25 protein-coding genes are annotated in these 24,502 nt (G+C 66.7%); 13 read left to right on the top strand and 12 right to left on the bottom strand.

Features of this window, described 5'->3' with window-relative positions; genetic code table 11:
* Positions 1 to 45: 45 nt before the first annotated feature.
* A complete protein-coding gene (locus SLQ31_RS12360) occupies positions 46 to 726 on the bottom strand; it encodes a nitroreductase family protein (RefSeq protein WP_319432648.1) in 681 nt (226 codons plus the stop codon).
* 131 nt (positions 727 to 857) lie between these two features.
* On the opposite strand from SLQ31_RS12360, the gene yajC reads away from it, so the two are divergent.
* The 8 genes from yajC to SLQ31_RS12400 all read left to right on the top strand — a co-directional run bounded on the left by yajC (position 858) and on the right by SLQ31_RS12400 (position 12,692).
* Positions 858 to 1,211, top strand: coding sequence for a preprotein translocase subunit YajC (yajC, locus tag SLQ31_RS12365; RefSeq protein ID WP_319432650.1), 354 nt, complete (start codon positions 858 to 860; stop codon positions 1,209 to 1,211).
* Between the two features lie 75 nt (positions 1,212 to 1,286).
* The gene (secD, locus tag SLQ31_RS12370; RefSeq protein ID WP_319432652.1) at positions 1,287 to 3,122 is read left to right on the top strand and encodes a protein translocase subunit SecD; all 1,836 of its coding nucleotides are present in this window, start codon (positions 1,287 to 1,289) and stop codon (positions 3,120 to 3,122) included.
* Between the two features lie 4 nt (positions 3,123 to 3,126).
* Positions 3,127 to 4,404 carry a protein translocase subunit SecF gene (secF, locus tag SLQ31_RS12375; RefSeq protein ID WP_319432654.1) on the top strand — a complete coding sequence of 426 codons (1,278 nt, stop codon included), beginning with the start codon at positions 3,127 to 3,129 and terminating at the stop codon, positions 4,402 to 4,404.
* Between the two features lie 6 nt (positions 4,405 to 4,410).
* The gene (locus SLQ31_RS12380) at positions 4,411 to 6,063 is read left to right on the top strand and encodes an ABC transporter substrate-binding protein (protein WP_319432655.1); all 1,653 of its coding nucleotides are present in this window, start codon (positions 4,411 to 4,413) and stop codon (positions 6,061 to 6,063) included.
* Entirely contained in the window at positions 6,045 to 6,617 is a 573-nt protein-coding gene (locus SLQ31_RS12385) for an adenine phosphoribosyltransferase (RefSeq protein ID WP_319432656.1), read from the top strand. Before SLQ31_RS12380 ends, SLQ31_RS12385 begins: the two co-directional genes overlap by 19 nt.
* 148 nt (positions 6,618 to 6,765) lie before the next feature.
* Entirely contained in the window at positions 6,766 to 8,499 is a 1,734-nt protein-coding gene (locus SLQ31_RS12390) for a cadherin-like domain-containing protein (protein ID WP_319432658.1), read from the top strand.
* A gap of 144 nt (positions 8,500 to 8,643) precedes the next feature.
* Complete coding sequence (locus tag SLQ31_RS12395; protein WP_319432659.1) at positions 8,644 to 10,269, top strand: Ig-like domain-containing protein; 1,626 nt, start codon at positions 8,644 to 8,646, stop codon at positions 10,267 to 10,269.
* A 122-nt stretch (positions 10,270 to 10,391) separates the two neighbouring features.
* Positions 10,392 to 12,692, top strand: a complete 2,301-nt coding sequence (locus SLQ31_RS12400) for a RelA/SpoT family protein (RefSeq protein ID WP_319433079.1) — start codon at positions 10,392 to 10,394, stop codon at positions 12,690 to 12,692.
* A gap of 9 nt (positions 12,693 to 12,701) precedes the next feature.
* Here SLQ31_RS12400 and SLQ31_RS12405 read toward each other — a convergent pair whose 3' ends face one another.
* Positions 12,702 to 12,962, bottom strand: a complete 261-nt coding sequence (locus tag SLQ31_RS12405) for a hypothetical protein (RefSeq protein WP_319432661.1) — start codon at positions 12,960 to 12,962, stop codon at positions 12,702 to 12,704.
* Positions 12,963 to 13,115: 153 nt separating this feature from the next.
* Here SLQ31_RS12405 and SLQ31_RS12410 point away from each other — a divergent pair, with 153 nt between their 5' ends.
* Positions 13,116 to 13,343 carry a hypothetical protein gene (locus SLQ31_RS12410; protein WP_319432663.1) on the top strand — a complete coding sequence of 76 codons (228 nt, stop codon included), beginning with the start codon at positions 13,116 to 13,118 and terminating at the stop codon, positions 13,341 to 13,343.
* A gap of 12 nt (positions 13,344 to 13,355) precedes the next feature.
* Here SLQ31_RS12410 and SLQ31_RS12415 read toward each other — a convergent pair whose 3' ends face one another.
* Positions 13,356 to 14,378, bottom strand: coding sequence for a peptidylprolyl isomerase (locus tag SLQ31_RS12415; protein WP_319432664.1), 1,023 nt, complete (start codon positions 14,376 to 14,378; stop codon positions 13,356 to 13,358).
* Positions 14,379 to 14,449: 71 nt separating this feature from the next.
* The gene (locus tag SLQ31_RS12420; RefSeq protein WP_319432666.1) at positions 14,450 to 15,349 is read right to left on the bottom strand and encodes a peptidylprolyl isomerase; all 900 of its coding nucleotides are present in this window, start codon (positions 15,347 to 15,349) and stop codon (positions 14,450 to 14,452) included.
* A gap of 108 nt (positions 15,350 to 15,457) precedes the next feature.
* Here SLQ31_RS12420 and SLQ31_RS12425 point away from each other — a divergent pair, with 108 nt between their 5' ends.
* The gene (locus SLQ31_RS12425; protein ID WP_319432668.1) at positions 15,458 to 16,165 is read left to right on the top strand and encodes an MBL fold metallo-hydrolase; all 708 of its coding nucleotides are present in this window, start codon (positions 15,458 to 15,460) and stop codon (positions 16,163 to 16,165) included.
* A complete protein-coding gene (hisS, locus tag SLQ31_RS12430) occupies positions 16,162 to 17,421 on the top strand; it encodes a histidine--tRNA ligase (protein WP_319432670.1) in 1,260 nt (419 codons plus the stop codon). The genes SLQ31_RS12425 and hisS overlap by 4 nt, the downstream gene beginning before the upstream one ends.
* Positions 17,422 to 17,460: 39 nt before the next feature.
* Here hisS and SLQ31_RS12435 read toward each other — a convergent pair whose 3' ends face one another.
* Positions 17,461 to 17,865 carry a DUF732 domain-containing protein gene (locus tag SLQ31_RS12435; protein ID WP_319432672.1) on the bottom strand — a complete coding sequence of 135 codons (405 nt, stop codon included), beginning with the start codon at positions 17,863 to 17,865 and terminating at the stop codon, positions 17,461 to 17,463.
* A 148-nt stretch (positions 17,866 to 18,013) separates the two neighbouring features.
* Here SLQ31_RS12435 and SLQ31_RS12440 point away from each other — a divergent pair, with 148 nt between their 5' ends.
* Positions 18,014 to 18,466: a YbjN domain-containing protein gene (locus SLQ31_RS12440; protein ID WP_319432674.1), complete on the top strand. Its 453-nt coding sequence runs from the start codon at positions 18,014 to 18,016 to the stop codon at positions 18,464 to 18,466.
* A gap of 15 nt (positions 18,467 to 18,481) precedes the next feature.
* Here the strand turns inward: SLQ31_RS12440 and SLQ31_RS12445 are convergent, their stop codons facing one another.
* The 3 genes from SLQ31_RS12445 to SLQ31_RS12455 are packed head-to-tail and all read right to left on the bottom strand — an operon-like array spanning position 18,482 to position 20,441.
* Entirely contained in the window at positions 18,482 to 19,033 is a 552-nt protein-coding gene (locus SLQ31_RS12445) for a nuclear transport factor 2 family protein (RefSeq protein ID WP_319432676.1), read from the bottom strand.
* Positions 19,030 to 19,911: an SDR family NAD(P)-dependent oxidoreductase gene (locus SLQ31_RS12450; RefSeq protein WP_319432678.1), complete on the bottom strand. Its 882-nt coding sequence runs from the start codon at positions 19,909 to 19,911 to the stop codon at positions 19,030 to 19,032. Before SLQ31_RS12450 ends, SLQ31_RS12445 begins: the two co-directional genes overlap by 4 nt.
* Complete coding sequence (locus SLQ31_RS12455; protein WP_319432680.1) at positions 19,908 to 20,441, bottom strand: nuclear transport factor 2 family protein; 534 nt, start codon at positions 20,439 to 20,441, stop codon at positions 19,908 to 19,910. Before SLQ31_RS12455 ends, SLQ31_RS12450 begins: the two co-directional genes overlap by 4 nt.
* A 253-nt stretch (positions 20,442 to 20,694) precedes the next feature.
* On the opposite strand from SLQ31_RS12455, the gene SLQ31_RS12460 reads away from it, so the two are divergent.
* Entirely contained in the window at positions 20,695 to 21,324 is a 630-nt protein-coding gene (locus tag SLQ31_RS12460; RefSeq protein ID WP_319432682.1) for a TetR/AcrR family transcriptional regulator, read from the top strand.
* Here the strand turns inward: SLQ31_RS12460 and SLQ31_RS12465 are convergent.
* From SLQ31_RS12465 to SLQ31_RS12480, 4 genes are all read right to left on the bottom strand, one after another.
* Positions 21,263 to 22,288 (bottom strand): DUF2330 domain-containing protein, encoded by a 1,026-nt coding sequence (locus tag SLQ31_RS12465; RefSeq protein WP_319432684.1) that lies wholly within the window; start codon positions 22,286 to 22,288, stop codon positions 21,263 to 21,265. The genes SLQ31_RS12460 and SLQ31_RS12465 overlap by 62 nt on opposite strands.
* Positions 22,288 to 22,842 carry a cytochrome b gene (locus tag SLQ31_RS12470; protein ID WP_319432686.1) on the bottom strand — a complete coding sequence of 185 codons (555 nt, stop codon included), beginning with the start codon at positions 22,840 to 22,842 and terminating at the stop codon, positions 22,288 to 22,290. Before SLQ31_RS12470 ends, SLQ31_RS12465 begins: the two co-directional genes overlap by 1 nt.
* Positions 22,839 to 23,897 carry a catalase family peroxidase gene (locus tag SLQ31_RS12475; RefSeq protein ID WP_319432688.1) on the bottom strand — a complete coding sequence of 353 codons (1,059 nt, stop codon included), beginning with the start codon at positions 23,895 to 23,897 and terminating at the stop codon, positions 22,839 to 22,841. The genes SLQ31_RS12470 and SLQ31_RS12475 overlap by 4 nt, the downstream gene beginning before the upstream one ends.
* Positions 23,898 to 23,984: 87 nt before the next feature.
* A complete protein-coding gene (locus SLQ31_RS12480; RefSeq protein ID WP_319432690.1) occupies positions 23,985 to 24,494 on the bottom strand; it encodes a hypothetical protein in 510 nt (169 codons plus the stop codon).
* Positions 24,495 to 24,502 lie beyond the last annotated feature (8 nt).

Below are 24,502 nucleotides of genomic sequence, written 5' to 3' on the forward strand. Positions count from 1 at the left end.
GATTACGTCGTCAAGAGACAGGAAATCGACGTAATCGGTTGGTATCTAGCCGGCGGCGGGGGAGAACGGCACGCCGTCGATCCGGTCGACAGTGGTGAACGATGCGACGGGCTGGCGGGTGAGCCGGCGGGGCTGTCGAACCGGATGCCCCAGCGCGATCACCGCCGCAAGCACCAGCGGATCTTCGGCGCCCAGCAGCCCCTTCACCTCGTCTTCGGCCCGGATGAGCATGGTCGTCAGCACGCCGCCCAGGCCTTCGGCGCGCGCGGCCAGCAGGATGTTCCACGCGAACGGGTAGACCGACGCGCCGCCGGCCAGCGAGTAGCGGTCGAGATCTCGATCCACGGCCGCCAGTTGGGACAGATCGGCGAACAACGCCAGCAGCACCGGGACCTCGTCGAGGTGCGCGGCCATTCCGCCGACCGTGACATCGGTTCCCGCGGCCAGCGCGGCCGCCTCCGCGGCACGGTCGTTGACCGGCGACCACGGCCGCAACCCGGCCGCCGTCAACGTCAGATAGTCGGCCCAGGGCGGACCGTAGAGGTCGCGCAGGCGGGCCCGGATCGCGCGGTCTTTGACCACCACCACCCGCCAGGCCTGCGCATTGGCACCGCTGGGGGCGAAACGCGCGGTGTCGAGAATGCGGGCCAGGGCGGCGTCGTCAACCGGCTCATCGGTGAACTCGCGCACCGAGCCGGTGCTGCGCAACGTGTCGATCAGGTCCATCCGACCATCTTGCATCGACGGTGCCGGTCGGAGCCGAACCCGGACAATGGCAGACTGGGCAGCTATGAAGCGCGTGACCGGATGGTCGCGGAGCGCTGACCCAGCACCCGATACGAAAGAATCGTGCCGCCATGGACCTGCTCGTCTTCCTGCCCCTGATCGTCATCATGGGCGCATTCATGTATTTCGCCTCGCGACGCCAGCGCAAGGCCATGCAGGCCACCATCGACCTGCACGAGTCCCTGGCTGTTGGCGATGAGGTGACCACCACCTCCGGTTTGCACGCCACCATCATCGCGATCACTGACGACACCGTTGACCTGGAAATCGCCCCCGGCGTGGTGACCACCTGGCTGAAGCTCGCCGTCCGCGAGCGCGTCGAGGCCGATGCACCCGAGGCCGACGACGCCGACGAGGCCGACGACGTGGCGTCGGGAGCCACCGAGATCACCGGCAGCGACGCGGACCGCCTCACCAAAGACTGATCGCCAGGCACACCACGTACCCTCTAGCGGGAACTCAGAGGACCGCTAAGCGAAAGACCTAGGAGAGACAACAACGTGGCATCGTCTTCGGCGCCGGTGCATCCCTACCGCTGGCTGGCGCTGTTCCTGGTCCTGCTGATCGGGGTGTACCTGCTTGTCTTCCTCACCGGGGACAAACAATCGAGTCCCAAGCTGGGCATCGACCTGCAGGGTGGCACCCGTGTCACGCTGACCGCCCGCACCCCGGACGGATCAAAGCCCACCCGCGACGCGCTGAATCAGGCGCAAGAGATCATCGGCGCCCGCGTCAACGGCCTCGGCGTATCCGGATCCGAGGTCGTGATCGACGGCGACAACCTCGTCATCACCGTTCCCGGTAACGACGGCAACGAGGCCCGCAACCTCGGCCAGACCGCCCGGCTGTTCGTTCGCCCGGTGATCGGCCAGCCGATCCCGATCGACGCCATCAAGCAGCAGATGCAGGCCGCAGGCGTGCCGGGCGCTGGCGGCCCGACACCGGCCGCAGCACCCGCACCCGGCGCGCCACCACCCGGGACGCCCGCGCCCGGGGGAGCACCCGCGCCCGCGGCTCCGCCTGCCGCGCCCGAGCCCGCCAACCCGGCGGCTCCGGCACCGCAACCGCGTCCGTACCCGGCCGAGCCGGCACCCTCGCCGGCGCCGCCCGCACCCGAGCCGGCACCTGCGCCCGGGCAGCCGGCACCGCCGGCAGCCGGTGCACCCGCGCCCGGAGCACCCGCGCCCGGCGCGCCCGCACCGCCGGACCCGCGTAAGGACCTCGCCGCGCGCATCAAGTTCGAGAAGGAACTGCGCCAGAGCACCAACCAGAACCTGCTGCTGATCGCCGTGCAGTACATGGCGAGCAAGTGCGACCAGCCCGACATCCTTGCCGGCAACGACGATCCGAACTTGCCGCTGGTCGCCTGCTCACAGGACAAGAAGTACATCTACGTCCTGGACAAGTCGATCATCAGCGGCGACCAGATCAAGGACGCGTCCTCCGGTCTGGACAACCAGAGCGGCGCCTACGTCGTCGACCTGACCTTCAAGGACGACGCCGCCACCACGTGGGCCGACTTCACCGCCGCCAACATCGGCACCCAGACGGCCTTCACGCTCGACTCCGAGGTCGTCAGCGCCCCGCAGATCCGGGAAGCCATCCCCGGCGGGCGCACCCAGATCAGCGGCGGCAATCCGCCGTTCACCGCCGACACCGCCAAGCAGCTGGCCAACGTCCTCAAATACGGTTCGCTGCCGCTGTCGTTCGAATCGTCGGAGGCCGAAACCGTCTCGGCGACATTGGGATTGGCATCGCTTAAGGCGGGTCTGATCGCGGGTGCCATCGGGTTGGCGCTGGTGTTGCTGTACTCGCTGCTGTATTACCGCGTGCTGGGACTGCTGACGGCGCTGTCGCTGGTGGCGTCCGGCGCCATGGTGTTCGGCATCCTGGTGCTGCTGGGCAGATACATCAACTACACGCTTGACCTGGCCGGTATCGCCGGTTTGATCATCGGTATCGGCACCACCGCGGACTCGTTCGTGGTGTTTTTCGAGCGCATCAAAGACGAGATCCGCGAAGGTCGTTCGTTCCGCTCGGCGGTGCCACGGGGTTGGGCACGCGCCCGCAAGACGATCCTGTCCGGCAACGCGGTGACGTTCCTGGCCGCCGCGGTGCTGTACTTCCTCGCCGTCGGGCAGGTGAAGGGCTTCGCGTTCACGTTGGGCCTGACCACGATCCTCGACGTCGTGGTGGTGTTCCTGGTGACCTGGCCGCTGGTGTACCTGGCGTCGAAGTCGCCGACGATGGCCAAACCGGCGTTCAACGGTCTCGGCGCGGTGCAACAGATCGCCCGGGAACGCCGAGCGGCCGAAACAGCGACAGGACGGGGGTAACGCCATGGCCAAGGACACCGCAGACGACACCGCATCCACCGCCGTCGAGGCACCCGATCTGGAAGCCGCCGACGCCGCAGCGCCGAAGCACGGTTTCTTCGTCCGCCTCTACACCGGCACCGGCGCATTCGAGGTCATCGGCCGGCGCAAGATGTGGTACGCGATCAGCGGCGTGATCGTCGCCGCCTGCATCATCAGCATCGCCGTGAAGGGCTTCACCTTCGGTATCGACTTCGAGGGCGGCACCAAGATCGGGATACCCACCGCCGGTCAGAACGGCACGATCACCACCCAGCAGGTGGAGGACGTCTACAGCAAGACGATGGGCAAGAATCCGGAGTCGGTGGTCGTTGTCGGCAACGGCCCCTCGGCGACCTTGCAGATCCGCTCGGAGAAGCTGACCAACGAAGAGTCCGCGAAACTGGGCACGGCGTTGTTCGATGCGTTGCAGCCCAAGGGCTCCGACGGCAAGCCCAGTGAGCAGTCGATCAGCCAGTCGGACGTCTCGGAGACCTGGGGTGACCAGATCACCAAGAAGGCCCTGATTGCGCTCGGGGTGTTCTTGGTGCTGGCGGCCATCTACATCACCTTCCGCTACGAGCGCTATATGGCGCTCTCGGCGCTGGTGACCCTGGTGTTCGACCTCGTCGTCACCGCGGGCGTGTATTCGATCGTCGGGTTTGAGGTAAGCCCGGCTACGGTCATCGGCCTGCTCACGATTCTGGGCTTCTCGCTGTACGACACGGTCATCGTGTTCGACAAGGTCGAGGAGAACACCCACGGTTTCGAGCACACCACCCGAAGAACGTTCGCCGAACACGCCAACCTTGCGGTCAACCAGACCTTCATGCGTTCGATCAACACGAGCCTGATCTCGGTGCTGCCGATCGTGGCGTTGATGGTGGTCGCGGTCTGGCTGCTCGGCGTCGGCACGCTGATGGACCTGGCGCTGGTGCAGCTGGTCGGCGTGATCGTCGGCACCTACTCGTCGATCTTCTTCGCCACTCCGCTGCTGGTGACGTTGCGGGAGCGAACCGATCTGGTCCGCACCCACACCCGCCGGGTCATCAACCGGCGCAAGCCTGCGGCCTCGAAGACATCAGCCAGCGATGTCGTCACCGGCGGCGCCGTCGACCTGGACGACGCCGCCGCCGCGGTGCCGGCCGAAGCTGCCATCGGGGGGACCCCGGCCGTGGGCAGCAAGCCCGCACCGGGCGCCCGCCCGGCCCGTCCGTCGAGCGCGGGCCGGCCAACGGGCAAGCGCAGCACTCGAGGGCGATAGCGAGCCATGGCTGTCAGGCGCCGACGCGCCGCCGTTGTCGCACTGGCGGCCGTCGCGGGAGTGATCGCGTCGAGCGTTCTGACGTCGTGTTCGGGCAGCCCCGCTGACCAGATCAACTATGCCGTCGACGGCATGTTGATCACCTACAACACCAACACCGTGACGGGTGCGGCCTCGGCCGGGCCGCAGGCCTTCGCCCGCGTGCTCGCCGGGTTCAACTTTCACGGCCCTGACGGGCAGGTGCTGGCCGACCACGACTTCGGCTCGGTGTCGGTGGTCGGCCGTGATCCGTTGGTGCTGGACTACCAGATCTCCGACAAGGCCGTGTATTCCGACGGCAAGCCGGTGACCTGTGACGACATCGTGCTGGCCTGGGCCGCGCAGTCCGGGCGGTTCCCGGCGTTCGACGCCGCCAGCCGCGCCGGTTACCTCGACATCGACGGCGTGGACTGCCAGCCGGGCCAGAAGAAGGCCCGGGTGACCTATCTGCCGGGCCGCGGCGTCGTCGACTACCTGCAGCTGTTCACGGCGACGTCGATGATGCCGTCGCATGTCATCGGCGACGTGCTGGGCCTGGATGTCACCCGCGCCATCCAGAGTGGTGATCCTGCCGCCATCGACCGGATCGCCCAGACGTGGAACACCGGGTGGGATCTCAAGCCCGGTGTCGACCTCAAGCGGTTCCCGTCGTCGGGCCCCTACAAGATCGATTCGGTGTTGCCCGAAGGGGCGGTGGTGCTGACCGCCAACGACCGCTGGTGGGGCGCCAAGCCCATCACCAAGCGGATCACGGTGTGGCCGCGCGGGGTCGACGTGCAGGACCGGATCAACAACGGCACGTTCCAGGTCGTCGACGTGGCGACCGGATCGTCGGGCACCCTGTCCACGCCCGACGGCTACGACCGCCACCTGCTGCCCTCGGGCGGTATCGAGCAGCTCATCTTCGCTCCCGATGGCCCCCTGGCGGCGCCGCCGGCGCGGCGCGCAGTGGCGTTGTGCACGCCGCGCGATCTGATCGCGCTGAACGCCGAAATGCCGATCTCCAATGTCCGGCTCAACCCGGCCAGCGACGACGCGTTCAGCAGTATCGAAGGCGCCGCGATCGCAGGGCAATTCGGCCCGGCCAACCCCGACGCCGCCCGCGACGCACTGGAGGGCCAGCCGCTGACCGTGCGCATCGGCTACCAGGCGCCCAACCCGCGGCTGGCGGCCACCGTCGGCGCGATCACCAAGTCCTGCGCCGCTGCGGGCATCACCGTCGTCGACACGACGACGGACACGACGGGGCCGCAGACATTGCGCGACGGCAAGCTTGACGTCCTGCTGGCCAGCACCGGTGGCGCGACGGGCAGCGGCTCGACGGGGTCGTCGGCGCTGGACTCCTACACGCTGTTCTCCGGCAACGGCAACAACCTGCCCCGCTACGTGAACCCGCAGATCGACGGCATCATCTCCGCGCTGGCGATCACTGCCGACGCGAAGGAACAAGCCAAGCTGCTGGGCGATAGTTCGCCGATCTTGTGGGGCGACATGCCTACCCTGCCGCTGTACCGTCAGCAGCGCACGGTGCTGGCTTCCAAGAAGATGTATGCCGTGGAAGGCAATCCGACCAAGTGGGGCGCGGGCTGGAACATGGACCGATGGGTGTTCGAGAAGTGAGTGACCCGGAGCCGGAGGGTCGGCGACATCGGGCGTCTGTGGTCGACGTCATCAAGGCGCTGACCCGTGAGGTGCCCGACTTCCCCGAACCGGGCATCCAGTTCAAAGACCTGACCCCGGTGCTGGCCGACAGCCACGGGCTGGCCGTCGTCACCGGCGCGCTGGCCGAGATTGCGGCCGGCGCCGATCTGGTGGCCGGCATCGACGCCCGCGGTTTCCTGCTCGGCGGTGCGGTGGCCCAACGGCTGGGCATCGGCGTCCTGGCCATCCGCAAGGGCGGCAAGCTGCCCCCGCCGGTGCACAGCCAGACCTACACGCTCGAATACGGGACGGCGACACTCGAGATTCCCGCCGACGGCATCGATCTGGCGGGACGCCGCATCGTGATCATCGACGACGTACTCGCCACCGGCGGGACCCTCGCCGCGGCCGGTGCTTTGCTGGCGGCCAGCGGCGCGGAGGTTCCGATCGCTGCGGTGGTGCTGGAACTGTCCGGGCTCGGCGGCCGCGACAAGGTCTCCCCGCTGCAGGTTGCGAGCCTCCAGATCATCTGAGTCTGGTTAACGCCCCGGGTGCCAGATGGCGCCTCGGCGAACGGCTCGTGGCGGTCTGACGTTTGCTCGTTTCGCACCGACAACTTCCGCAATGCTTGCTGCGACAACGTGTTTGGGGCCTGCCGGGGGCCTGTCGGAGGAGGCGTCAATGCAATCGACCATTCTGGTGCCGCGGCTCGCCGCAGCAGCTTTCGCCATCGGCTTCGGTGTAGCGATCGGCAGCGCGTGCGCAACCGCGGCCGCCGATTCCTCTTCCGCGGATTCGTCGTCCGCTTCCAGTAGCGCGTCGGCGCACAAGCCCTCGGCCAACGCCGGCCGCGCAGCGGTGACGCCGCAGGCGCGTGCCGCGGCGACGGCGCCAACAGCCAAGGCGGCCAACAAGACTGGCGTCGCCCGCGTAGCGCGGGTGACATCTGCACCCCGCGCCGCCGCGGCGGACGTTCTCACGGCCAGCGCAAATTCCTCCGCATCTCCAAGGCTTCACGCACCGTCCCGGCTCGGGGTGAACGTGGATGAGATGGCGGCAAAGGTGGCGGGGCTGTTGGGCTACTTCCCGAAAGCGGACGACGGCGGGCAAAATACCCCGGTCTTGCCGCTGCGATCGATGATCGAGGGTGCGCTGAACGCGGTGCGGCGAGCCACCAACGGCGACCTGCCCAATCTGACACCGACCGTGCACCCCATCGAACTGCACCAGTTCGTCACCGGCGAGGTGATCGGCGACCTTCGCGCCTCCGACCGCAACGGCGACTCGCTGTCCTTCGCGTTGGTCGGCGACGCACCGGCGAACGCAGAGATCGTCGTCAACGACAACGGCACGTACTACGTCAAGCCAAACGCGGAGCTTCGGGCGACCGGCGGCACCGTTACGTTCAACGTCGGCGTCGACGACGGCCATCAGGGCGTGACCTTCGTTCCGGTGAATGTCAGCGTGGCGCCAACTGCGGGGCTGGACAACAGCTTCTACATCAGGAACTACACCGGCACGCAGATGAAGCTGTCTTATCTCGGCACCCTCGGCGATCTCAAGAGTGGGCCGGCCAACGGTTCGATTCTGGGCGTCGGTCAAGAGACCCACTTCGATGTCAGCATCTACTTCGCCGACTCGGGGTCGGTGCTGTTCAAGTACGACCAGATCGGGTTTTTGAGCGCCACCAACGACCTCAGTGACCCCAATGGCCCGCTGGGTGCTATGAACAAAACATTCACCGTCTACTTCAAGACGAAGCCACCGGTGGGCGCGCGCGAGATCGGCTGCGGGGTCAGCGGAGCGGTCTGCGACGTGAACACCGACACCAACAGGTTGGTGCTCCTGAAGGACAACCCGGGCACCTCCGTCCGTCTCGGACCGGAAAGCAAGGATCTGGTTTCGGCCATTTTGGGGCAGGCCTGCCTGGACGGGTCCGACGCGAAATGCACATTCACGGCCAAGAGTCAGGTCGATACGTTCACGCCACTTCATCCGGTGGGCGCCAGCGTGTCCAACTTCGGCGATACACCCGCGTCGTACTCAGTGTCGGTCACAGACCAGCAATCGCAGACCGACTCCCTCTCGATCAGCGCCAAGCTCGGCCTGTCCACGATCGCGAAGACCATCAACTTCGAGATCCAGGCCACCTACGGGCACAGCTGGACCAACACGCACACGTTCACCACGACAATCAACGTCCCGCTGGCTCCCCATGAGCGCGGCCAGATTGACGCCATTCAACCGATATGGCGGGTCACCGGTGACTTCAAGGTAGAGATCGGGAACACGACCTTCAACCTGGTCGGCGCCACGCTGGACACGCCCAATCCGAATGGCCGCGGCGACTACGGCATCACCCGGACCCCCATCAAGACCGGGGAGCAGCCCACCGAGCAGGAGGCCGCCGTCTGAGTGGTAAACCGCGGGGTGGCTAGATGGCCCCTCGGCCAACGACTCGTGGCTGTCTGACGTTTGCGCTGTCCCGCGCCGGAAACGTCCGCAATGCTTGCTACAGAAGATATTTGGGCCTGCCGGGGGCCTGTCATAGGAGGCGTTATGCAATCGACCATTCTGGTTCCACGACTCGCCGCGGCGGCATTTGCCATCGGCGCAGGGCTCGTCATCGGCAGCAACTGCGCAACAGCGTCGGCCGATTCGTCGACATCGGATTCGTCATCCTCGTCTAGTCACGCAGCCGCAAAATCGCCGGCCCGCGCCACCGCTTCTGGTCCAAAGGTCAAGGCCGCCAGCAAGACCCGCTCTGCTCACACGGACCGGGTCACGCCAGTGTCCCGCGCCGCGGCCGCCAGGAAACTTCACGCCCCGTCGCCGATCACGATCGGTGTCGACGTGCTTGCGGCCAACCTCGCCAGCATCCTCGGCTACGCGCCGAACCCCGCCACCACCGGCGGCGTCGGTGCGGTCCTGCCGCTACGCACGATGCTGCAGAACGCGGTCGACGCCCTCCGGCGACAAATGGACACCAATCCGGCCAACGGCGTTCCGGCCCTTCACCCCAAGGAGCTCTACCAGTTCGTCACCGGCGAGGTGCTCGGCGATCTGCTGCCGACGGACCCCGACGGAAACAAGCTGACATATCAGGTCATCCAGGGCCCGACCAACGGCACGCTGACGATCAACCCCAACGGCACCTACTACTACAAGCCCAATGACGCTTTTGCTGAGGCGGGCGGCATCGACACCGCGGTTGTCGTGGCCGACGACGGGCAGCACGGCCAGACAGTGGTGCCGGTGAACATCACCGTCAAACCCACCCTCGGGGTCACCGAGCGCTTCTGGTTCCGCAACTACACGCTGGCGCCGCTGAAGTTCAACGGCTACGTGGGCGGCACCGGTGATTTGGATGGCGGCCCGGCGGTCGGCACCGTGATCCTTCCCGGCAACGAGGCCAGTTGGGATGTGAACTGGTACATGTTCCGGGTCGGTGACGTCACCACGAATTTCGGCACGGTGGGTTTCGGGTACACCCCGTCCGACTTCGGCTACGTCCCGGCAGGCTATGCCGGCACCACGTTCCAGGTCAGGTACGAGACCAAGCCACGGGACACCAGCTGCGCAGCCGGCGGCAACGGCCAGTGTGACGTCCCCAACGACCGGATGGCGATCGCGAAGGACAACGGCAGCCCCGTCATCACGCTCAATGCCGAGGACGCGGCCAAGATCGCCAAGGTGCTGCCCAACATCTGCTACGACGGCTCGCAGGCGGGCTGCAACTTCACCGCGAAGAGTCAGACAGCCGGGTTCAGCCCGGTGCGGACCGTCGGCACCCCGGTGTCGAACACGACCTCGACGCCCACGACCTACAGCATCGCGATCGCCGACCAGGTGTCCCAGTCCGACACCGTGGGCATCAGCGTCAAGCTGTCCGGCGGTGGGCTGGCCAAGCTCGCGTCGATCATCAACATCGAGATCACGGGCACCTACTCGCATACCTGGGTCAAGACGAATACCTTCACCCAGACGATGAACGTCCCGGTGGCGCCCGGAAAAACCGCGTGGATCGAAGGCTCGGTGCCGGTGTGGAACGTGACCGGCGACTTCACCATCAAGATCGGCAACTCCACCTACCAGCTCAACGGCGCGACCTTCACGACACCTAATCCGAATGAGGCGGGGAGCTACGTCATCAGGGACAAGCCGATCACCTCAGCCGCCGACTAGCGCGGGCCTGCCACTCGCCCGCTCCAGGCGGGATATCCTCGAAGTTCCGGTGGCGAGGAGGTGACGGCGTGGTGGATGACAACGGCGCGGTCACCGCCGCGCCAGCGGCTCCGGTCGCCGACATCCCGCCCGCTGAGCCGCGGGTCGAGACGCCGAAGACCACCAGCAGCGCGTCGCGCCGGGTTCGTGCCCGGCTGGCGCGCCGGATGACCTCGCAGCGCAGCACCGTCAACCCGGTGCTGGAGCCGCTGGTCGCCGTGCACCGGGAGATGTACCCCAAGGCCAATCTGGCGATCCTGCAGCGCGCCTACGAGGTGGCCGAGGCCAAGCACGCCGATCAGCTGCGGCGGTCCGGCGATCCGTACATCACCCATCCGCTGGCGGTCGCCAACATCCTCGCCGAGCTCGGTATGGACACCACCGCGTTGGTGGCAGCACTGTTGCACGACACCGTCGAGGACACCGGCTACGCCATGGAGGCGTTGACCGCCGACTTCGGCGAAGAGGTCGCCCACCTGGTGGACGGGGTCACCAAGCTGGACAAGGTGGCCCTGGGCACCGCGGCCGAGGGCGAGACCATCCGCAAGATGATCATCGCGATGGCCCGGGATCCGCGGGTGCTGGTCATCAAGGTCGCCGACCGGCTGCACAACATGCGCACCATGCGGTTCCTGCCGCCGGAGAAGCAGGCCCGCAAGGCCCGCGAGACACTGGAAGTCATTGCCCCGCTTGCGCATCGGCTGGGCATGGCCACCGTCAAGTGGGAGCTGGAGGACCTGTCCTTCGCGATCCTGCATCCCAAGCGCTACGAAGAGATCGTGCGACTGGTCGCCGACCGGGCGCCGTCGCGGGACACCTATCTGGCCAAGGTTCGTGCCGAGATCAATTCGGCGCTGTCCGGGATGAAGATCACCGCCACCGTCGAGGGCAGGCCCAAGCACTACTGGTCGATCTACCAGAAGATGATCGTCAAGGGTCGCGACTTCGACGACATCCACGATCTGGTGGGTGTGCGGATCCTGTGCGACGAGATCCGCGACTGCTATGCCGCTGTCGGCGTTGTGCATTCGCTGTGGCAGCCGATGCCCGGCCGCTTCAAGGACTACATCGCCCAGCCGCGGTTCGGGGTGTACCAGTCGCTGCACACCACCGTCGTCGGCCCGGAGGGCAAACCGCTGGAGGTGCAGATCCGCACCGATGCCATGCACAACACGGCCGAGTTCGGCATCGCGGCGCACTGGCGATACAAGGAAACCAAGGGCCGCAACGGAGTTCCGGCCCTGAACGCCGCGGCCGAGATCGACGACATGGCGTGGATGCGCCAATTGCTCGACTGGCAACGAGAGGCCGCCGACCCCGGCGAGTTCCTCGAGTCGCTGCGCTACGACCTCGCGGTGCAGGAGATCTTCGTGTTCACCCCGAAGGGCGACCTGATCACGCTCCCGACCGGCTCCACCCCGGTGGACTTCGCGTACGCGGTGCACACCGAAGTCGGCCACCGCTGCATCGGTGCACGGGTTGACGGACGATTGGTCGCGCTGGAACGCAAGCTCGAAAACGGCAACCAGGTCGAGGTTTTCACCTCGAAGGCGCCGAACGCGGGCCCGTCACGAGACTGGCAGCAATTCGTGGTGTCGCCGCGGGCCAAGGCCAAGATCCGGCAGTGGTTCGCCAAGGAGCGTCGTGAGGAGGCGCTGGAAGCCGGTAAGGACTCCATCGCCCGCGAGGTCCGCCGGGGCGGCCTGCCGTTGCAGAAGCTGGTCAACGCCGAAGCGATGGGCGCACTCGCCCAGGAGTTGCGATACACGGACATCTCGGCGCTCTATACAGCGGTCGGGGAGGGTCACGTCTCACCCCGGCACGTGGTACAGCGGCTGGTGGACCAGCTCGGTGGTGCCGAGAGCGCCGAAGATGAACTCGCCGAACGCTCCACACCGGCCACCATGCCGGTGCGTCAGCGCAGCACCGACGACACCGGCATCGCCGTGCCCGGCGCGCCCGGGGTGCTGACCAAACTGGCCAAGTGCTGCACGCCGGTGCCCGGCGACAACATCATGGGATTCGTCACTCGCGGCGGCGGAGTCAGCGTGCACCGCACTGACTGCACCAATGCCGGTTCGCTGCAGCAACAGTCGGAACGGATCATCGAGGTGACCTGGGCGCCGTCGCCGACCTCGGTGTTCCTGGTGGCCATCCAGGTCGAGGCGCTCGACCGGCATCGGCTGCTCTCCGACGTCACCCGGGTGCTGGCCGACGAGCGGGTCAACATCCTGTCGGCCTCGGTGACCACCTCCAACGATCGAGTAGCCATCAGCCGCTTCACCTTTGAGATGGGTGACCCCAAGCACCTCGGCCATGTGCTCAACGCGGTCCGCAATATCGAGGGCGTTTACGACGTGTACCGGGTGACGAGCGCGGCCTGACGGCCAGCGTCAGGGCCCACCGCCGTTGATGTACCAGGCCAGGCAGCCGGGATGGTGTCGGCACGCGATGATCGCGCCGGCGTCCGGAGCCGCGCCACGCACCCGCGGCTGCTTGGACGGCAGACTGCAGCTCTGCAGGTAGGGGTCCCACGGGATCACGCCGTTGTAGCAGCCCTGCGCGACGGAGCTGGGCTGGGCGGCGTCCACTAGGGCACTCGGCGCGGCGAGTAAGGCGGCAGTCGCCAGTGCGCCCAAGGTGAGACGAGCCATTCCTTGCAGATGGATAGGCATAACACTTTGGTCAACGCCTCAGCGCCGCAGATTATTTCATTTGAAATCAGCGGAATACCAACCGCTGCAACGTCCTTGTTCCTGGAGGCCAAGACCCCTCTTGGAAAGAGATTCGCTATGAACAGATTTCACGTGTTATCAGCCACTATCGGAGCCGGTGCCCTGGTCTCGCTGGGTGCATTCGCCGCGGTAGCGGCCAATCCGCAGACCGATACCGGCTCGTTCCTCAGCTCAGACATGTCCACCGGAGTCACGGTCACACAATCGCCGGGCCCGACCAGGGCTGGCTTGCCTGTTGCGGTACCCGCCATCAAGGGACCGGCACCGCTGCCGACCGAAGAGCAAGGCCTGCCCGGATAACCGAGCAGGGCTTTAGTTCAGCCGGATCGACTTGATCGTCACCGGCTTCTTCGGTTTACCGTCGTCGGCGCCCCCGGCGATGCCGGCCACCGAAATGTCTTCGACGACGGCCAAACCGGTTTCGTCGACCTGACCGAACGCCGTATACGTCGGGGGCAGCAGCGAGTCGCGGTAGACGATGAAGAACTGACTGCCGTTGGTGTCGGGCCCGGTGTTGGCCATCGCCAGCGTGCCGCGCGGATACCTGATGGATTGCTTGAGCGCCGGGTCGAACGGGCGGAACTGGTTGGTCGGGTACTCGTTGGTGAACCGATATCCGGGGCCGCCCGCTCCGCGGCCGGTCGGGTCACCGCACTGCAGCACGGATAGCGACTTCGAGTCCGTGAGCCGATGGCATGGAGTGTCGTCGAAGTAGCCCTGCTTGACCAGGCTCACGAAGCTGTTCACCGTGCAGGGCGCCTTCGCGTTGTCCAACTGCAGGCCGATCACACCGGAGTTGGTGATCAGCGTGGCGGTCACGGTGGCCGGGGTGGTGGGCACCTTGCCGGCGGCCGGCGGTTTGACGGGCTTGTCGGCGGGGGTTGCCGTGGCCGGGTACTGGCAGTTGGCGCCCAGGGTCGCCGGCGGGTTGAACGGCGGCAGTTGGTCTCTGCCGGGTGCGGCCGTGGTGGTGCGCCCCGGAATACCGCCGGCACCGCCGGTGCGCTCCAACTCCCGCGCTATCCAGGAGAAGAAGACGATGCCGGCGAGCACGACCAGGATGCTCAGGACGGTCACCAGGTAGCTGATCACCAGTCCGGCGATCGCCAGCCCGCGGCCCTCCTCGCCGGACTTCTTGATCTGCGACAACGAGACGTGACCGAAGACGATGCCCAGCGGCGCGAACACGAACGCACAGATCAGCGACGCGACGGCCATCCCATTGGTCGGCTGCGGTGTCGGGTACGCATACGGCCCAGGTCCGTACGGCGGACCCCCGTGCGGCGGACCGTAGTTCGGTGGCGGCGGCGGCGGGTAGTACGGCGGTTGGCTCATGCGGTACCCACGCCGGCGCGGGTCCCGCATGTCCGCTGTTGATTCGCTCCGCAAGCGTCGCTCATGGCCGGCTAGTCCAGCAAGATCGACTTGACCTGCACACCGGTTGTCGGCTTGCCGTCCTGGCCGCCGCCGGCCACCCCCGCGGCAGCGATCTTGTCGAGCGTGGCCAGGCCGGTCGCGTCGATCGTGCCGAACGCGGTGTAGTTCGGTGGCAGCTGAGAATCCTTGTAGACCAGGAAGAACTGGCTGCCGTTGGTGCCCGGCCCGGCGTTGGCCATCGCCAGCGTTCCGCGTGGGTAGACGACCGGCTGCTGTAGCGCGGGATCACCCTGGGGGTACTGGTCGGTGGGGTATTCGTTGCCGAACTGGTAGCCCGGCCCGCCGGTGCCCTGGCCGGTCGGGTCGCCGCACTGCAGCACCGACAGCGACGGCGACGTGGTCAGCCGGTGGCAGGGCGTGTTGTCAAAGAAGCCCTTCTGCGCCAGGCTCGCGAAGCTGTTGACCGTGCACGGGGTCTTGGCGTTGTCCAGGACCAGCCCGAGGTTGCCCTGATTGGTGCTCATGCTCGCGCTGACCGTCGGCGGAGTGGTCGGCACCTTGCCGCTGTGCGGCGGGTCGACCTTCTTGCTGGCCGGCTCCCCGGGTGTCGCAGGGTACTGGCAGTTGGCACCCAGGTTCGCGGCGGGCTTGAACGCCGGCAGGCCGCCGGTGGCCGGGGGAGCCTCGGTGGGTCCGCCCGCGTCGGCCGGTGCGCTGGTCGGCGCTGACGATGCCGCGGTGGTGGTCTTCTTGTCGTCGTCCTTGTTGGTCAGGACGAACGTGGCGACCAGGGCGGCGGCGACGACGATCGCCACGACCCCGCCGATCACGACGAACAGCTGGCGACGCTTCTCCTGTTGGGCGCGACGCTCCAGCTGCCGCTCGAGTTTGCGCTTGGCCGTTTCGCGTCGCTGTTCATTGGTGGGCACCGTGGTGGTCCTCCGTTGGTGTTCGGGTGAGTCGGCACCGAGTGTGCCAGCTAAGGCTGAGGCCAGGGGGCGCGACCCTCGCGAACAGGGGATGGGAAACTGGACGGCGTGCTGCTCACCGGGTTTCCGGCTGGCATGTTGGCATGCAACTGCTACGTGCTGGCCCCACGCGCCGGGGCCGACGCCATTGTCGTCGACCCGGGTCAGCGTGCGATGGGCAATCTGCGCCGCATTCTCGACGAAAATCGGCTGACCCCCGCCGCCGTCCTGCTCACCCACGGGCATATCGACCACATGTGGTCGGCGCAAAAGGTGGGCGACACGTTCGGCTGCCCGGTGTTCATCCACCCCGAGGACCGCTTCATGCTCGCCGACCCGATCCGCGGTATCGGGCCCAGGCTGGGCCAGATCGCGTTCGGCGCGATGTTCCGCGAGCCCAAGCAGGTGGTCGAACTCGATCGCGACGGGGACAAACTCGAACTCGGAGGCATCACGGTGACCGTCGACCACACGCCCGGCCACACCCGCGGGTCGGTGGTGTTCCGGGTGGCCCGGGCGGAGCTGTCCGGCGGGCAGGAGCGCAGCGACCCGGGGAAAGATGCAGTTCCACTCGCGTTCACCGGTGACACGCTGTTCAAACAGACCGTGGGCCGCACCGATCTGCCGGGTGGCAGCGGCAGAGACCTGCTCGGCTCCATCGTCGACAAACTGCTGGTGCTCGACGACGACACCCTGGTATTACCGGGGCACGGTGAATCCACCACTATCGGTCTCGAACGCCGTACCAACCCCTTTCTCGAAGGTCTGACTCAGTGAGCGAATTCCAGGCACCCAAGGGTGTTCCCGATTACCTGCCGCCCGAGTCGGCCGAGTTCGTCGCGGTCCGCGACGGCCTGCTGAGGACGGCCCGGCTGGCCGGCTACGGCGACGTCGAGTTGCCCATCTTCGAGGACACCGGGCTGTTCGCCCGCGGCGTCGGCGAGTCCACCGATGTGGTGTCCAAGGAGATGTACACCTTCGCCGACCGCGGTGACCGCTCGGTGACGCTGCGCCCGGAGGGCACCGCCGGCGTCATGCGCGCGGTCATCGAACACGGACTGGACCGCGGCGCGCTGCCGGTCAAGCTCTGCTACGCAGGCCCGTTCTTCCGCTACGAGCGCCCGCAGGCCGGCCGGTACCGGCAGCTGCAGCAGGTCGGGGTTGAGGCCATCGGCGTGGACGACCCCGCGCTGGACGCCGAGGTGATCGCGATCGCCGACGCGGGCTTCCGTTCGCTGGGGCTGGACGGCTTCCGCCTCGAGATCACCTCGCTCGGCGACGACAGCTGTCGTCCGCAGTACCGGGAGCTGTTGCAGAGCTTCCTGTCCAAGCTGGATCTGGACGCAGAAACACAGACACGCGTTCAGTTGAACCCGCTGCGGGTGCTCGACGACAAGCGCCCGCACGTGCGGGAGATGACTGCCGACGCGCCGGTGATGCTCGACCATCTCTCCGATGTCGCCAAGCAGCACTTCGAGACGGTGCTCGCGCACCTCGACGCGCTCGGGGTGCCCTACGTGATCAATCCGCGGATGGTGCGGGGCCTGGACTACTACACGAAGACCACGTTCGAGTTCGTGCACGACGGCCTCGGAGCCCAGTCTGGGATCGGTGGTGGCGGACGGTATGACGGGCTGATGCGTCAGCTCGGCGGCCAGGATCTATCCGGTATCGGCTTCGGGCTGGGTGTTGACCGCACCGTGCTGGCACTGCGGGCTGAGGGAAAGACGGCCGGAAATCCGAGCCGCTGCGAGGTTTTCGGGGTGCCGCTCGGCGACCAGGCCAAATTGGTGCTCGCGACGCTGGCCGCCCGCCTGCGCGCGGCGGGAGTGCGGGTCGATATGGCTTACGGCGACCGGGGGATGAAGGGCGCGATGCGCGCGGCCGATCGGTCCGGCGCCCGGATCGCCTTGGTAGCGGGCGACCGGGACATTGAAGCCGGCACCGTGGGCGTCAAAGATCTCGCCACCGGCGCGCAGGTCGATGTCCCGGCCGATTCGGTTGTCGCTGAAGTGATTACGCGGCTGGCCTAGATAAGGCCGGCCGCGCTCTCAGTCTTCGAAAGTTGGCTATCAGCCAGCCGGGCAGAGGTCGGTCTTCGCGAAATTGATCGCGGCGTCCGCCTGCGCGTGGCTGATCTGACCCGAGTTGGTGAAGTACGTCTGCGACAGCGTGTTGGGATCTGCGCCCCCAGCCAGTGCATTGCAGATCGTGTGGCCGTCGGCGATCAAAGCCGCCTGGTCGCCGGCGATTCCGGCGCTGGTGAGGTCCTTGATGTAATCGGCCTCGGCGTTGGTGACTGCCCAGGCAGCTGGCGCGCCGACGAGCGCGATGGCCCCGGCGGCAGCGGCCGCCGTCAACAAACCTTTGATCATTGTCCGTCCCCTGTGTCCCTTGTGTGCATTGGAGTTACTGCTGCGGCAGAAGTTACCAAGCTTCCAGCAGATGTGCAGGGAAAGCCCAAAGTTTTCCGGCACACCGATGGGGTACCGGAATTCGGGTTTCTAGGACGCGAAATATGAATTTATTTTCCGAGCACGCCCATTTAATCAATTCTTACGAGATTCTTGGCGCAACCTTGGCCTATTTGGGAACCGTGTCGTCCATCTGGCTCGTTTGAGAGTCATGAACACCGCGAGCGGTACCCAGCTCATTGAGAGGTACCTGAGTGCCCGGCAGCTGCGGCACTTCCGCGGCCACCACGACGACGAGTACTTCTTCCTTGTCAACGCCTACCACGGCCGCCTGCACGTGCACCTGCAACCGGGTGGGCCGTCCGGAGCGGCGGTGCAAATCAGCATCACCGCCGAGCGCTACTACCCGGCCGAGCAGCGCGCCCGGGTTGAGCGCCTGGTCGAACAGTGGAACAACACCGCGCCGCGGATCACTGCCGCGGTCTTCGAGTCCTCGGATCCGCGTCTGGTCGGTGTGCGCGCCGAGCGGCGCTATCGTGCCGGTGATACCGACTTCGGTTCGTTCGTCGACCAGGCCGTCCAATCGGCGATTGACTTGTTCGGCCGGCTGAGGATGCTCGTGGCCGCGCCGTCGGAGGACACGCACCTGCTCGACGCGGGCTGAGGCTCCGGACGGTAGCTACGACGGTGTATGAGGTGCCCGGCGGTTGATCAGCGGGCGCAGGTACGACGGGTCGCTACGGTCGCGCGCCGGGAGGCCGTTGCCGGCGTTGTCAACGCTGTCGGCAAACGGAATCGGCATCGTCGGGAGCATTCCAGACCATTCGATAATGTTGTTGCGGAACATGATTCGCCACTGACCATCGAGCCGTTCGAGGCGGTCCACGTAGCGGCCACCGGCCTGCCAGTTGGTGTCGTCGCGGTTGCGCGCGGTGTACAGATAATACGTCTCGGAATGCGCGATATCGCCGTCGACTTCGCAGGTGTTGTTCAACAGGTAGTGGAGAGTGGCGATCTGGCCCTGTTCGTGCATCGCGCGCGCCCACTGGTAGAGGTCGTCGGGCCCACCGACGAAGTCCCCGGCAGCGATGACGGCGGTGGCGTGAAACGCCGAGAGGAACAGCTCTTGATCGAAGCGGTCAATCCCGCGGCTGAACCGGGTCAGGCAATCGGCGATGTCCTGCCGGTCGATCAAGGCGCGCAGGTCCGATGATTGTTCGCGATGGCTCATGACGGGGCGTAACCCTCAGAGATGGGCTGCCAGATCGGCGATCCGCGTCCGGATCGCAGCGAGGGGACCACTCGACCGTCGACGTCGGTGATCCCATAGCGTTCCGCCAGTTCGGCAGCGATGAAGGTGCCGCCGGAAAGGTTCATGAGGTCGGGGTCGGTGGCCAGTGCGGCGATGACCCGGCCTGGAAATTCCGGGGAGCTACCGACGGTCGGCATGGTGACCAGGGACCGAGTCATGTCGGGATGGGCAGCCAGATTGCGTTGCGCGCGTTCGGTCATGGTTAGTCCTTGCCACAGCGACACCGAGGCGACGCGGTGGGGCGCAAGTTCGACAGCCATGTCACGGGCCATCCGGTCGACGGCGGTCTTGCAGAGTCCGAAGATAACGCCGTAGGTGTAGGTGACACCCACGAAACCTGAGGTGGCCACGATCAAGCCGGAGCCTTGCCCGACCATGATGCGGGCGGCGTGCTTGGCGGCCACGAAGGTCGAGCGCACGCCGACGTCGACCATGGCCCAATCCGATAGCGGCTTGTCCCAGAAGGGTTTTGGGTCTGTCAGGTTCTCGGGCAGCGCAAACGCATTATTGATCAACAGGTCGACCCGCCCTTGCTCGGCGCGCACCTGATCGAACAACGCTGCCACCTGACTGTCGTCGGCGTGGTCTACTCGCACGGCTATCCCGGTGCCGCCGCGGCGGGTGACCTCCGTCGCGGTGTCGGTGATGGTGCCCGGAAGATCATGTTGACCCGCTGCGGTGGTGCGGCCGGTGACATAAACGACGGCGCCGTGCTCGGCGAGTGCCAGCGCGATGCCTTTGCCGATGCCGCGACTGGCTCCGGTGACCACGGCGACGGCACCCTTCAGTGACGTCATTGCGGGTCCTCCCCGAACAGCGGCCCACTCGGGTCGCCCACAGCCCGCCCGGTATAGCGGTCGACGTCCAGCGGCGTGCCCATCAGTCCGGCTGACCAGTCGACGGCGTCGCCGATGTCGCGGTACCAGTCGTAGAGCATCGTGCGCCGTGCGATACGCCAGCTGCCGGCGATTTTGTCCAGCCAGTCCAGGTAACGCCCGCCGATCATCGTGTCGCGGTCAGCCGCAGGTAGGGACAGTCGGTGGTAGGCGAGTACGTGTGTTTCCGCCAGGGCGGTGTCGGAATGCAGCTGGATCAAGCTCTGCCCCAGAACGTGTTGGGTGACCGGGATGGCCGGGGAGCCCGGTACGACCCAGGCGAGGTATTCGTCGAGGGATCCGGTGAAGATGCCGTAGTCGATCATCGCGTTGGGCCAGTACGCCCCGGTGATCAGGGCGGCGTCGCGGCGGTCCTCGCCGCGAGCCAACTGGGCGAGGCAGTGACGAATGGCTTCTCGATCGAGCATTTCGGTGATCGCGTAGGTATCCATGACCAGACTTAGGGCTCTTCAGGGTTGATGAGATGCGGCATACGGGACGTCTCCGCTCGATGGTTGTTGTTCGGCTTCAGCTGTCCCACAAGGAAATCAACTGATTATGACCGACGCCGGCCAGTGTCCTAGCTGATCGTAAAGTAATACCTTGTCACATAGAAAGTAAAGATTTGCCGATTAGAACTATGAATACCTTTCCGCTCGACAAGTACAGTGGTCGGCGAACAGTGACCGCTGGATGGGAGGCGCGATGACGACAGTTGCGGCCGACGAGACGGCATGGGCACCAACCACTCGGCGTCGGATGCTGGACACCGCAATCGACCTGTTCAGTCGGTACAGCTTCGCAGGAACCTCGCTGCAGCTGATCGCTGACGAGTTGGGTCTGACCAAAGCGGCGATCTATTACCACTTCCGTACCCGTGAGCAACTCCTGCTCGCGCTGATGAAACCTATCTTCACCGAGATCGCCGAGGTCGTCGAGGCGGCCGAGCGGCGTCGAGGCGCTCGCGCCCGCTGCGATGCAATGCTCGCCGGTTACGCCGGCATCGTCGCAGCACACCGAACGCTCGCCGCCGTGACCACCTTCGACCCCGGCGTGCGCGACGTGTTGCGGAATCAGCCCGAATGGTCGGGCGTCATCGATCGCCAGCTGGCGCTGCTGTCGGGTACTGACTCCGCGGCAGGCGCCATCAACGCCGCGGTGGTCATGACCGGCCTAGCGGGGGGCGCCGCGACGGCACCACTGGACATCGACGACGACACCCTTCGCATCCAGCTGATCGAGGCAGGCCGACGAATCTTGAGCCTGCCCGACGTCAGCGCGCCGATCGCCGGTGGCGAACCGTCCAGATCACCCCGATCGCGGCCGCCGAAATGATCACGACAACCGTGGCACCCAATGCTAGCAGGAACGCGCCGGCGTCGTCGGTGTCGTCGCCGTGGCGGATCACCCGCTGATACGGATCGTCGGTAGGAGCGGGGCCGAAAGCAAAATCCGTTGTGATGGAAGATGGTTCGGTGATTGTCGTCGAAATCCTGGTCAGGTAGGGGTTTTTGGCGCTGAGGTCGGTCAGTACCTCGTCATTGGTCCGCCCCTGGATCGAGCCGGCGTAGTCGACGGCGATGTCCTGGCGGGCGGCGTCGGCGTCGGTGCGTTGCATCCGGTGTTGCGCCAGGGTGTAGACCACCACGCGTTGAGTATCTTTGGCGGCGGCCGACATTCGCATCGGGTACACCAAATTGTCGGAGGTGAAGTCCAGCCGGACCGGGTCGAGTTGACCGCTGAGCGGCTGCTCGCCGGTCAGCCGCATCGCCACGAATGACCAGCCCTGCTTGAGGTACGGATCGAGCTGAGCGGTGACTTCCGGTCGCATCGTGTAGCCGTTTGAGTCCAGCCACTGCCGCACGCCGGTGAGGTCACCACCGGTCAACGTGGTCGCCTCGATCGGTCCGAGTTGCACCCTGGCGACGACGGTCGGGCCACCGCCGGGTACGGCACCGGCCTCCTCGAGACCGCCTCGCGCGCTTCGGCTGGGCTCGATCCGGGGCGCGGTCAGCCGTTCGAGTTCGGCGAACAGGCCGGGGTTGGCCGCAGTGGCAGTGGCCGGCGTCGGGGTGGGCACGATCAGGGCCGCGTTATCGGCCACCGAGTGCAGATCCAGGCGCATGACGATCGTCTCGGCGTTGCCGTCGATGGTGACCAAGCTCTGCTCGCCGGTCACGTGCGCGTCGAGGTCGGGGCTGACGATTCCGCCGCAGGCGCATGCTCCCGCGGTCCCGGGACCCACGACGAGCATTCCGGCGGCGAGGACGGCCGCACCGATCAACCGCACCTGGCGCATCATGGCTCCTCGGTATGGCTACGGCGGACGGTGAAGGTCATCCGGCTCAACATCCGGTCGCGCAGGGTGAGGGTGTGCAGCAGCACCGCCGACACGTGCGCGGCGATCGCCACGACGAGTAGGTAGGCGAGTACGGAATGCGCCTGCCGCAGCACGAAGTACAGGTCCGCGTCGAACGGCGCGATCCGCGGCAGCGCGAGCCAGTCGAACACCTCGACGTGTCGCCCGCCTGCCGACACCATCGCCCACCCGACCAGTGGCTGGGTCAGCATCAGGGCGTAGAGCCCGATCTCGGATCCGACGACCAGCGAGAGCTCGACCGAGCCCACGGTGTCCGGCAACCGGGGCGTGCGGTGGGTGAAGCGATTGGCCGCACGGACGACTACGACCAGCAGGATCAGCACCCCAAGGGTCATGTGCACGCCGACCAGGGCGCCGTAACTGCCCAGCGAGTTCACCATCACGAACCCGATGAACAATGCGCTGAACACCAGGATCGCGGTCAGCCAGTGCAGGACCCGGGTGCGCACCGGATAGCGGTCGACGGTCGTCACGCGCCGACCTCCGATACCTGAACCGGCGGTGGCGATTTCGGTTCGCCCGCGCGCTGCCGATACGACTCCGCGTAGACGTCGGACCGGGCGGACAGCAGCGGGTCGGCAGACGGTTCGATGCCGTCGGGGAGTGCCAGCGGATCGAAGTTGTCGTCGCGGGCGTTGCCGGGGGCCTCGGTCGTCGCGGTGGTCAGCGTGAGCAGACCGACGTCGATGGTGCGGCGGTCGGCGGGCCACGGCAGGGTGGCATCGGTGAGCGGGTCGCCGGGCTCGGCGACAGTGACCAGCAGCTGCCACCGCAGCGGCCCGTCGCGAAGCTGACGGATCAGCGCGTCGAAGAGGCCGTTGGCATCACCGGCGCGCGGGGCGGGCGCGGTCGTCTGTTGCGGCACGAGTGACCACCGCACCGGCGTGCGGGCATCGGACTCGTCGACGAAGTAGAAGGTATTGAGGCTGCGAAAGGTGCTGTCGCCGAAGCCGACTGACGGCGGCTGCTTCTTGATGACAGCCATCGCCGCGGCGGTCTCGGGATGCGCCCGCAGAAAGGCGTCCATCACCGCCGGGTCCGGCTTTCCGGTGCCCGGCACGATCTTCGACGCCAGCAGCCGGTCGTAGAATCCGCGCGACGAATTGTCGGGGAAGACCGGCAGGTTCAGCATCGCGGTCCGCCACTGCCAGCTGTCGGGAAATCCGAACGTCAGGCCAAGGCCGCGGGCCGCGCCGGGAGTGTCGGGCGCGTGGGCATCACCCCCGGCCAGCGAGAATCGGCCGATGACGCCGACCTGCCCCGGGCGGAACACCGCCGCGCGGCTGAGCGACTGGCCGTTGCCGTTGGCTTCGAAATAGCCGCTGACGGCGACACCCTTGGCGTGATTCTTGCGGAAGCCGAGCTGGGGTCCGTTTACGGCGCGGAACCCGTCCAGGAAGGTCTTGGGCGTGGCGCCGGAGCCGATCCACTTGTTGGCGTAGGCGACAGCGCCGAGGTCGACGGCGAGAAAGGCGCCGACCGCACCGAGTCCGACCAGAACCGACCGGCGGCTCACAGCGGTATTCACGCCCCAGCGTGGACGGTTCGTCACCTAGGTGGGGACGCGCCGGAGGGGGATTTCGTTCACTGCCGTGACCCAGTTCACTCGGCAAGTCTAGATCGCGACGGCACCGGTAAGCACGGTGTCGAGGTCACCCAGCCCGCCGGTGAAGGGATTTCCCCGCACCAGCACATGGGCGCCGGACGGCGTCTCGGCCACCAGCTTGGGAGAACTGGATCCCCATTGCAGCCGGCGGTGGAAGGTGACCGTGTCCAGCGGGGCCACGACACGACCGTCGGCGTCGCGGTAGACCCGGGCGGCGCGGTCGAACACCGCCACCGGCCGGTAGTGGCTCACCGGGATCGATCGTGTGCGCCGGATGCGACGCACCACTGCCACCGTCACCGCCGCGGCTGCCACGCCGACGGCGAGAAACCCGATACCTAGCCACGCGGGCCCGGCCGCGGCGAGGCTCACCGTGCCGAATCCGCCGAAGACGAGCGTCACCACACCGGTGACGAACGCCAGCACCGCGAATGGACCGTTACCCCGGTCGACGACCAGCACCAGCGGCCCGTCTTCGGCGATCACCAGACCACCGACCTCACGCAGGATGCGGGCCATGCGGTGAG

This window comes from Mycobacterium sp. RTGN5, from assembly GCF_033804465.1.
GTDB lineage: Bacteria > Actinomycetota > Actinomycetes > Mycobacteriales > Mycobacteriaceae > Mycobacterium.

What these genes read in the sequence shown, in the direction of transcription:
- SLQ31_RS12450 (WP_319432678.1), bottom strand. Translation starts at nt 19,911, where the DNA reads ATGACGTCACTGAAGGGTGCCGTCGCCGTGGTCACCGGAGCCAGTCGC.
- SLQ31_RS12460 (WP_319432682.1), top strand. Translation starts at nt 20,695, where the DNA reads ATGACGACAGTTGCGGCCGACGAGACGGCATGGGCACCAACCACTCGG.
- SLQ31_RS12465 (WP_319432684.1), bottom strand. Translation starts at nt 22,288, where the DNA reads ATGCGCCAGGTGCGGTTGATCGGTGCGGCCGTCCTCGCCGCCGGAATG.
- secF (WP_319432654.1), top strand. Translation starts at nt 3,127, where the DNA reads ATGGCCAAGGACACCGCAGACGACACCGCATCCACCGCCGTCGAGGCA.
- SLQ31_RS12405 (WP_319432661.1), bottom strand. Translation starts at nt 12,962, where the DNA reads ATGGCTCGTCTCACCTTGGGCGCACTGGCGACTGCCGCCTTACTCGCC.
- SLQ31_RS12440 (WP_319432674.1), top strand. Translation starts at nt 18,014, where the DNA reads ATGAACACCGCGAGCGGTACCCAGCTCATTGAGAGGTACCTGAGTGCC.
- SLQ31_RS12455 (WP_319432680.1), bottom strand. Translation starts at nt 20,441, where the DNA reads ATGGATACCTACGCGATCACCGAAATGCTCGATCGAGAAGCCATTCGT.
- SLQ31_RS12415 (WP_319432664.1), bottom strand. Translation starts at nt 14,378, where the DNA reads ATGAGCCAACCGCCGTACTACCCGCCGCCGCCGCCACCGAACTACGGT.
- yajC (WP_319432650.1), top strand. Translation starts at nt 858, where the DNA reads ATGGACCTGCTCGTCTTCCTGCCCCTGATCGTCATCATGGGCGCATTC.
- SLQ31_RS12390 (WP_319432658.1), top strand. Translation starts at nt 6,766, where the DNA reads ATGCAATCGACCATTCTGGTGCCGCGGCTCGCCGCAGCAGCTTTCGCC.
- SLQ31_RS12385 (WP_319432656.1), top strand. Translation starts at nt 6,045, where the DNA reads ATGGGTGTTCGAGAAGTGAGTGACCCGGAGCCGGAGGGTCGGCGACAT.
- SLQ31_RS12380 (WP_319432655.1), top strand. Translation starts at nt 4,411, where the DNA reads ATGGCTGTCAGGCGCCGACGCGCCGCCGTTGTCGCACTGGCGGCCGTC.
- SLQ31_RS12360 (WP_319432648.1), bottom strand. Translation starts at nt 726, where the DNA reads ATGGACCTGATCGACACGTTGCGCAGCACCGGCTCGGTGCGCGAGTTC.
- SLQ31_RS12395 (WP_319432659.1), top strand. Translation starts at nt 8,644, where the DNA reads ATGCAATCGACCATTCTGGTTCCACGACTCGCCGCGGCGGCATTTGCC.
- SLQ31_RS12445 (WP_319432676.1), bottom strand. Translation starts at nt 19,033, where the DNA reads ATGAGCCATCGCGAACAATCATCGGACCTGCGCGCCTTGATCGACCGG.
- SLQ31_RS12480 (WP_319432690.1), bottom strand. Translation starts at nt 24,494, where the DNA reads ATGGCCCGCATCCTGCGTGAGGTCGGTGGTCTGGTGATCGCCGAAGAC.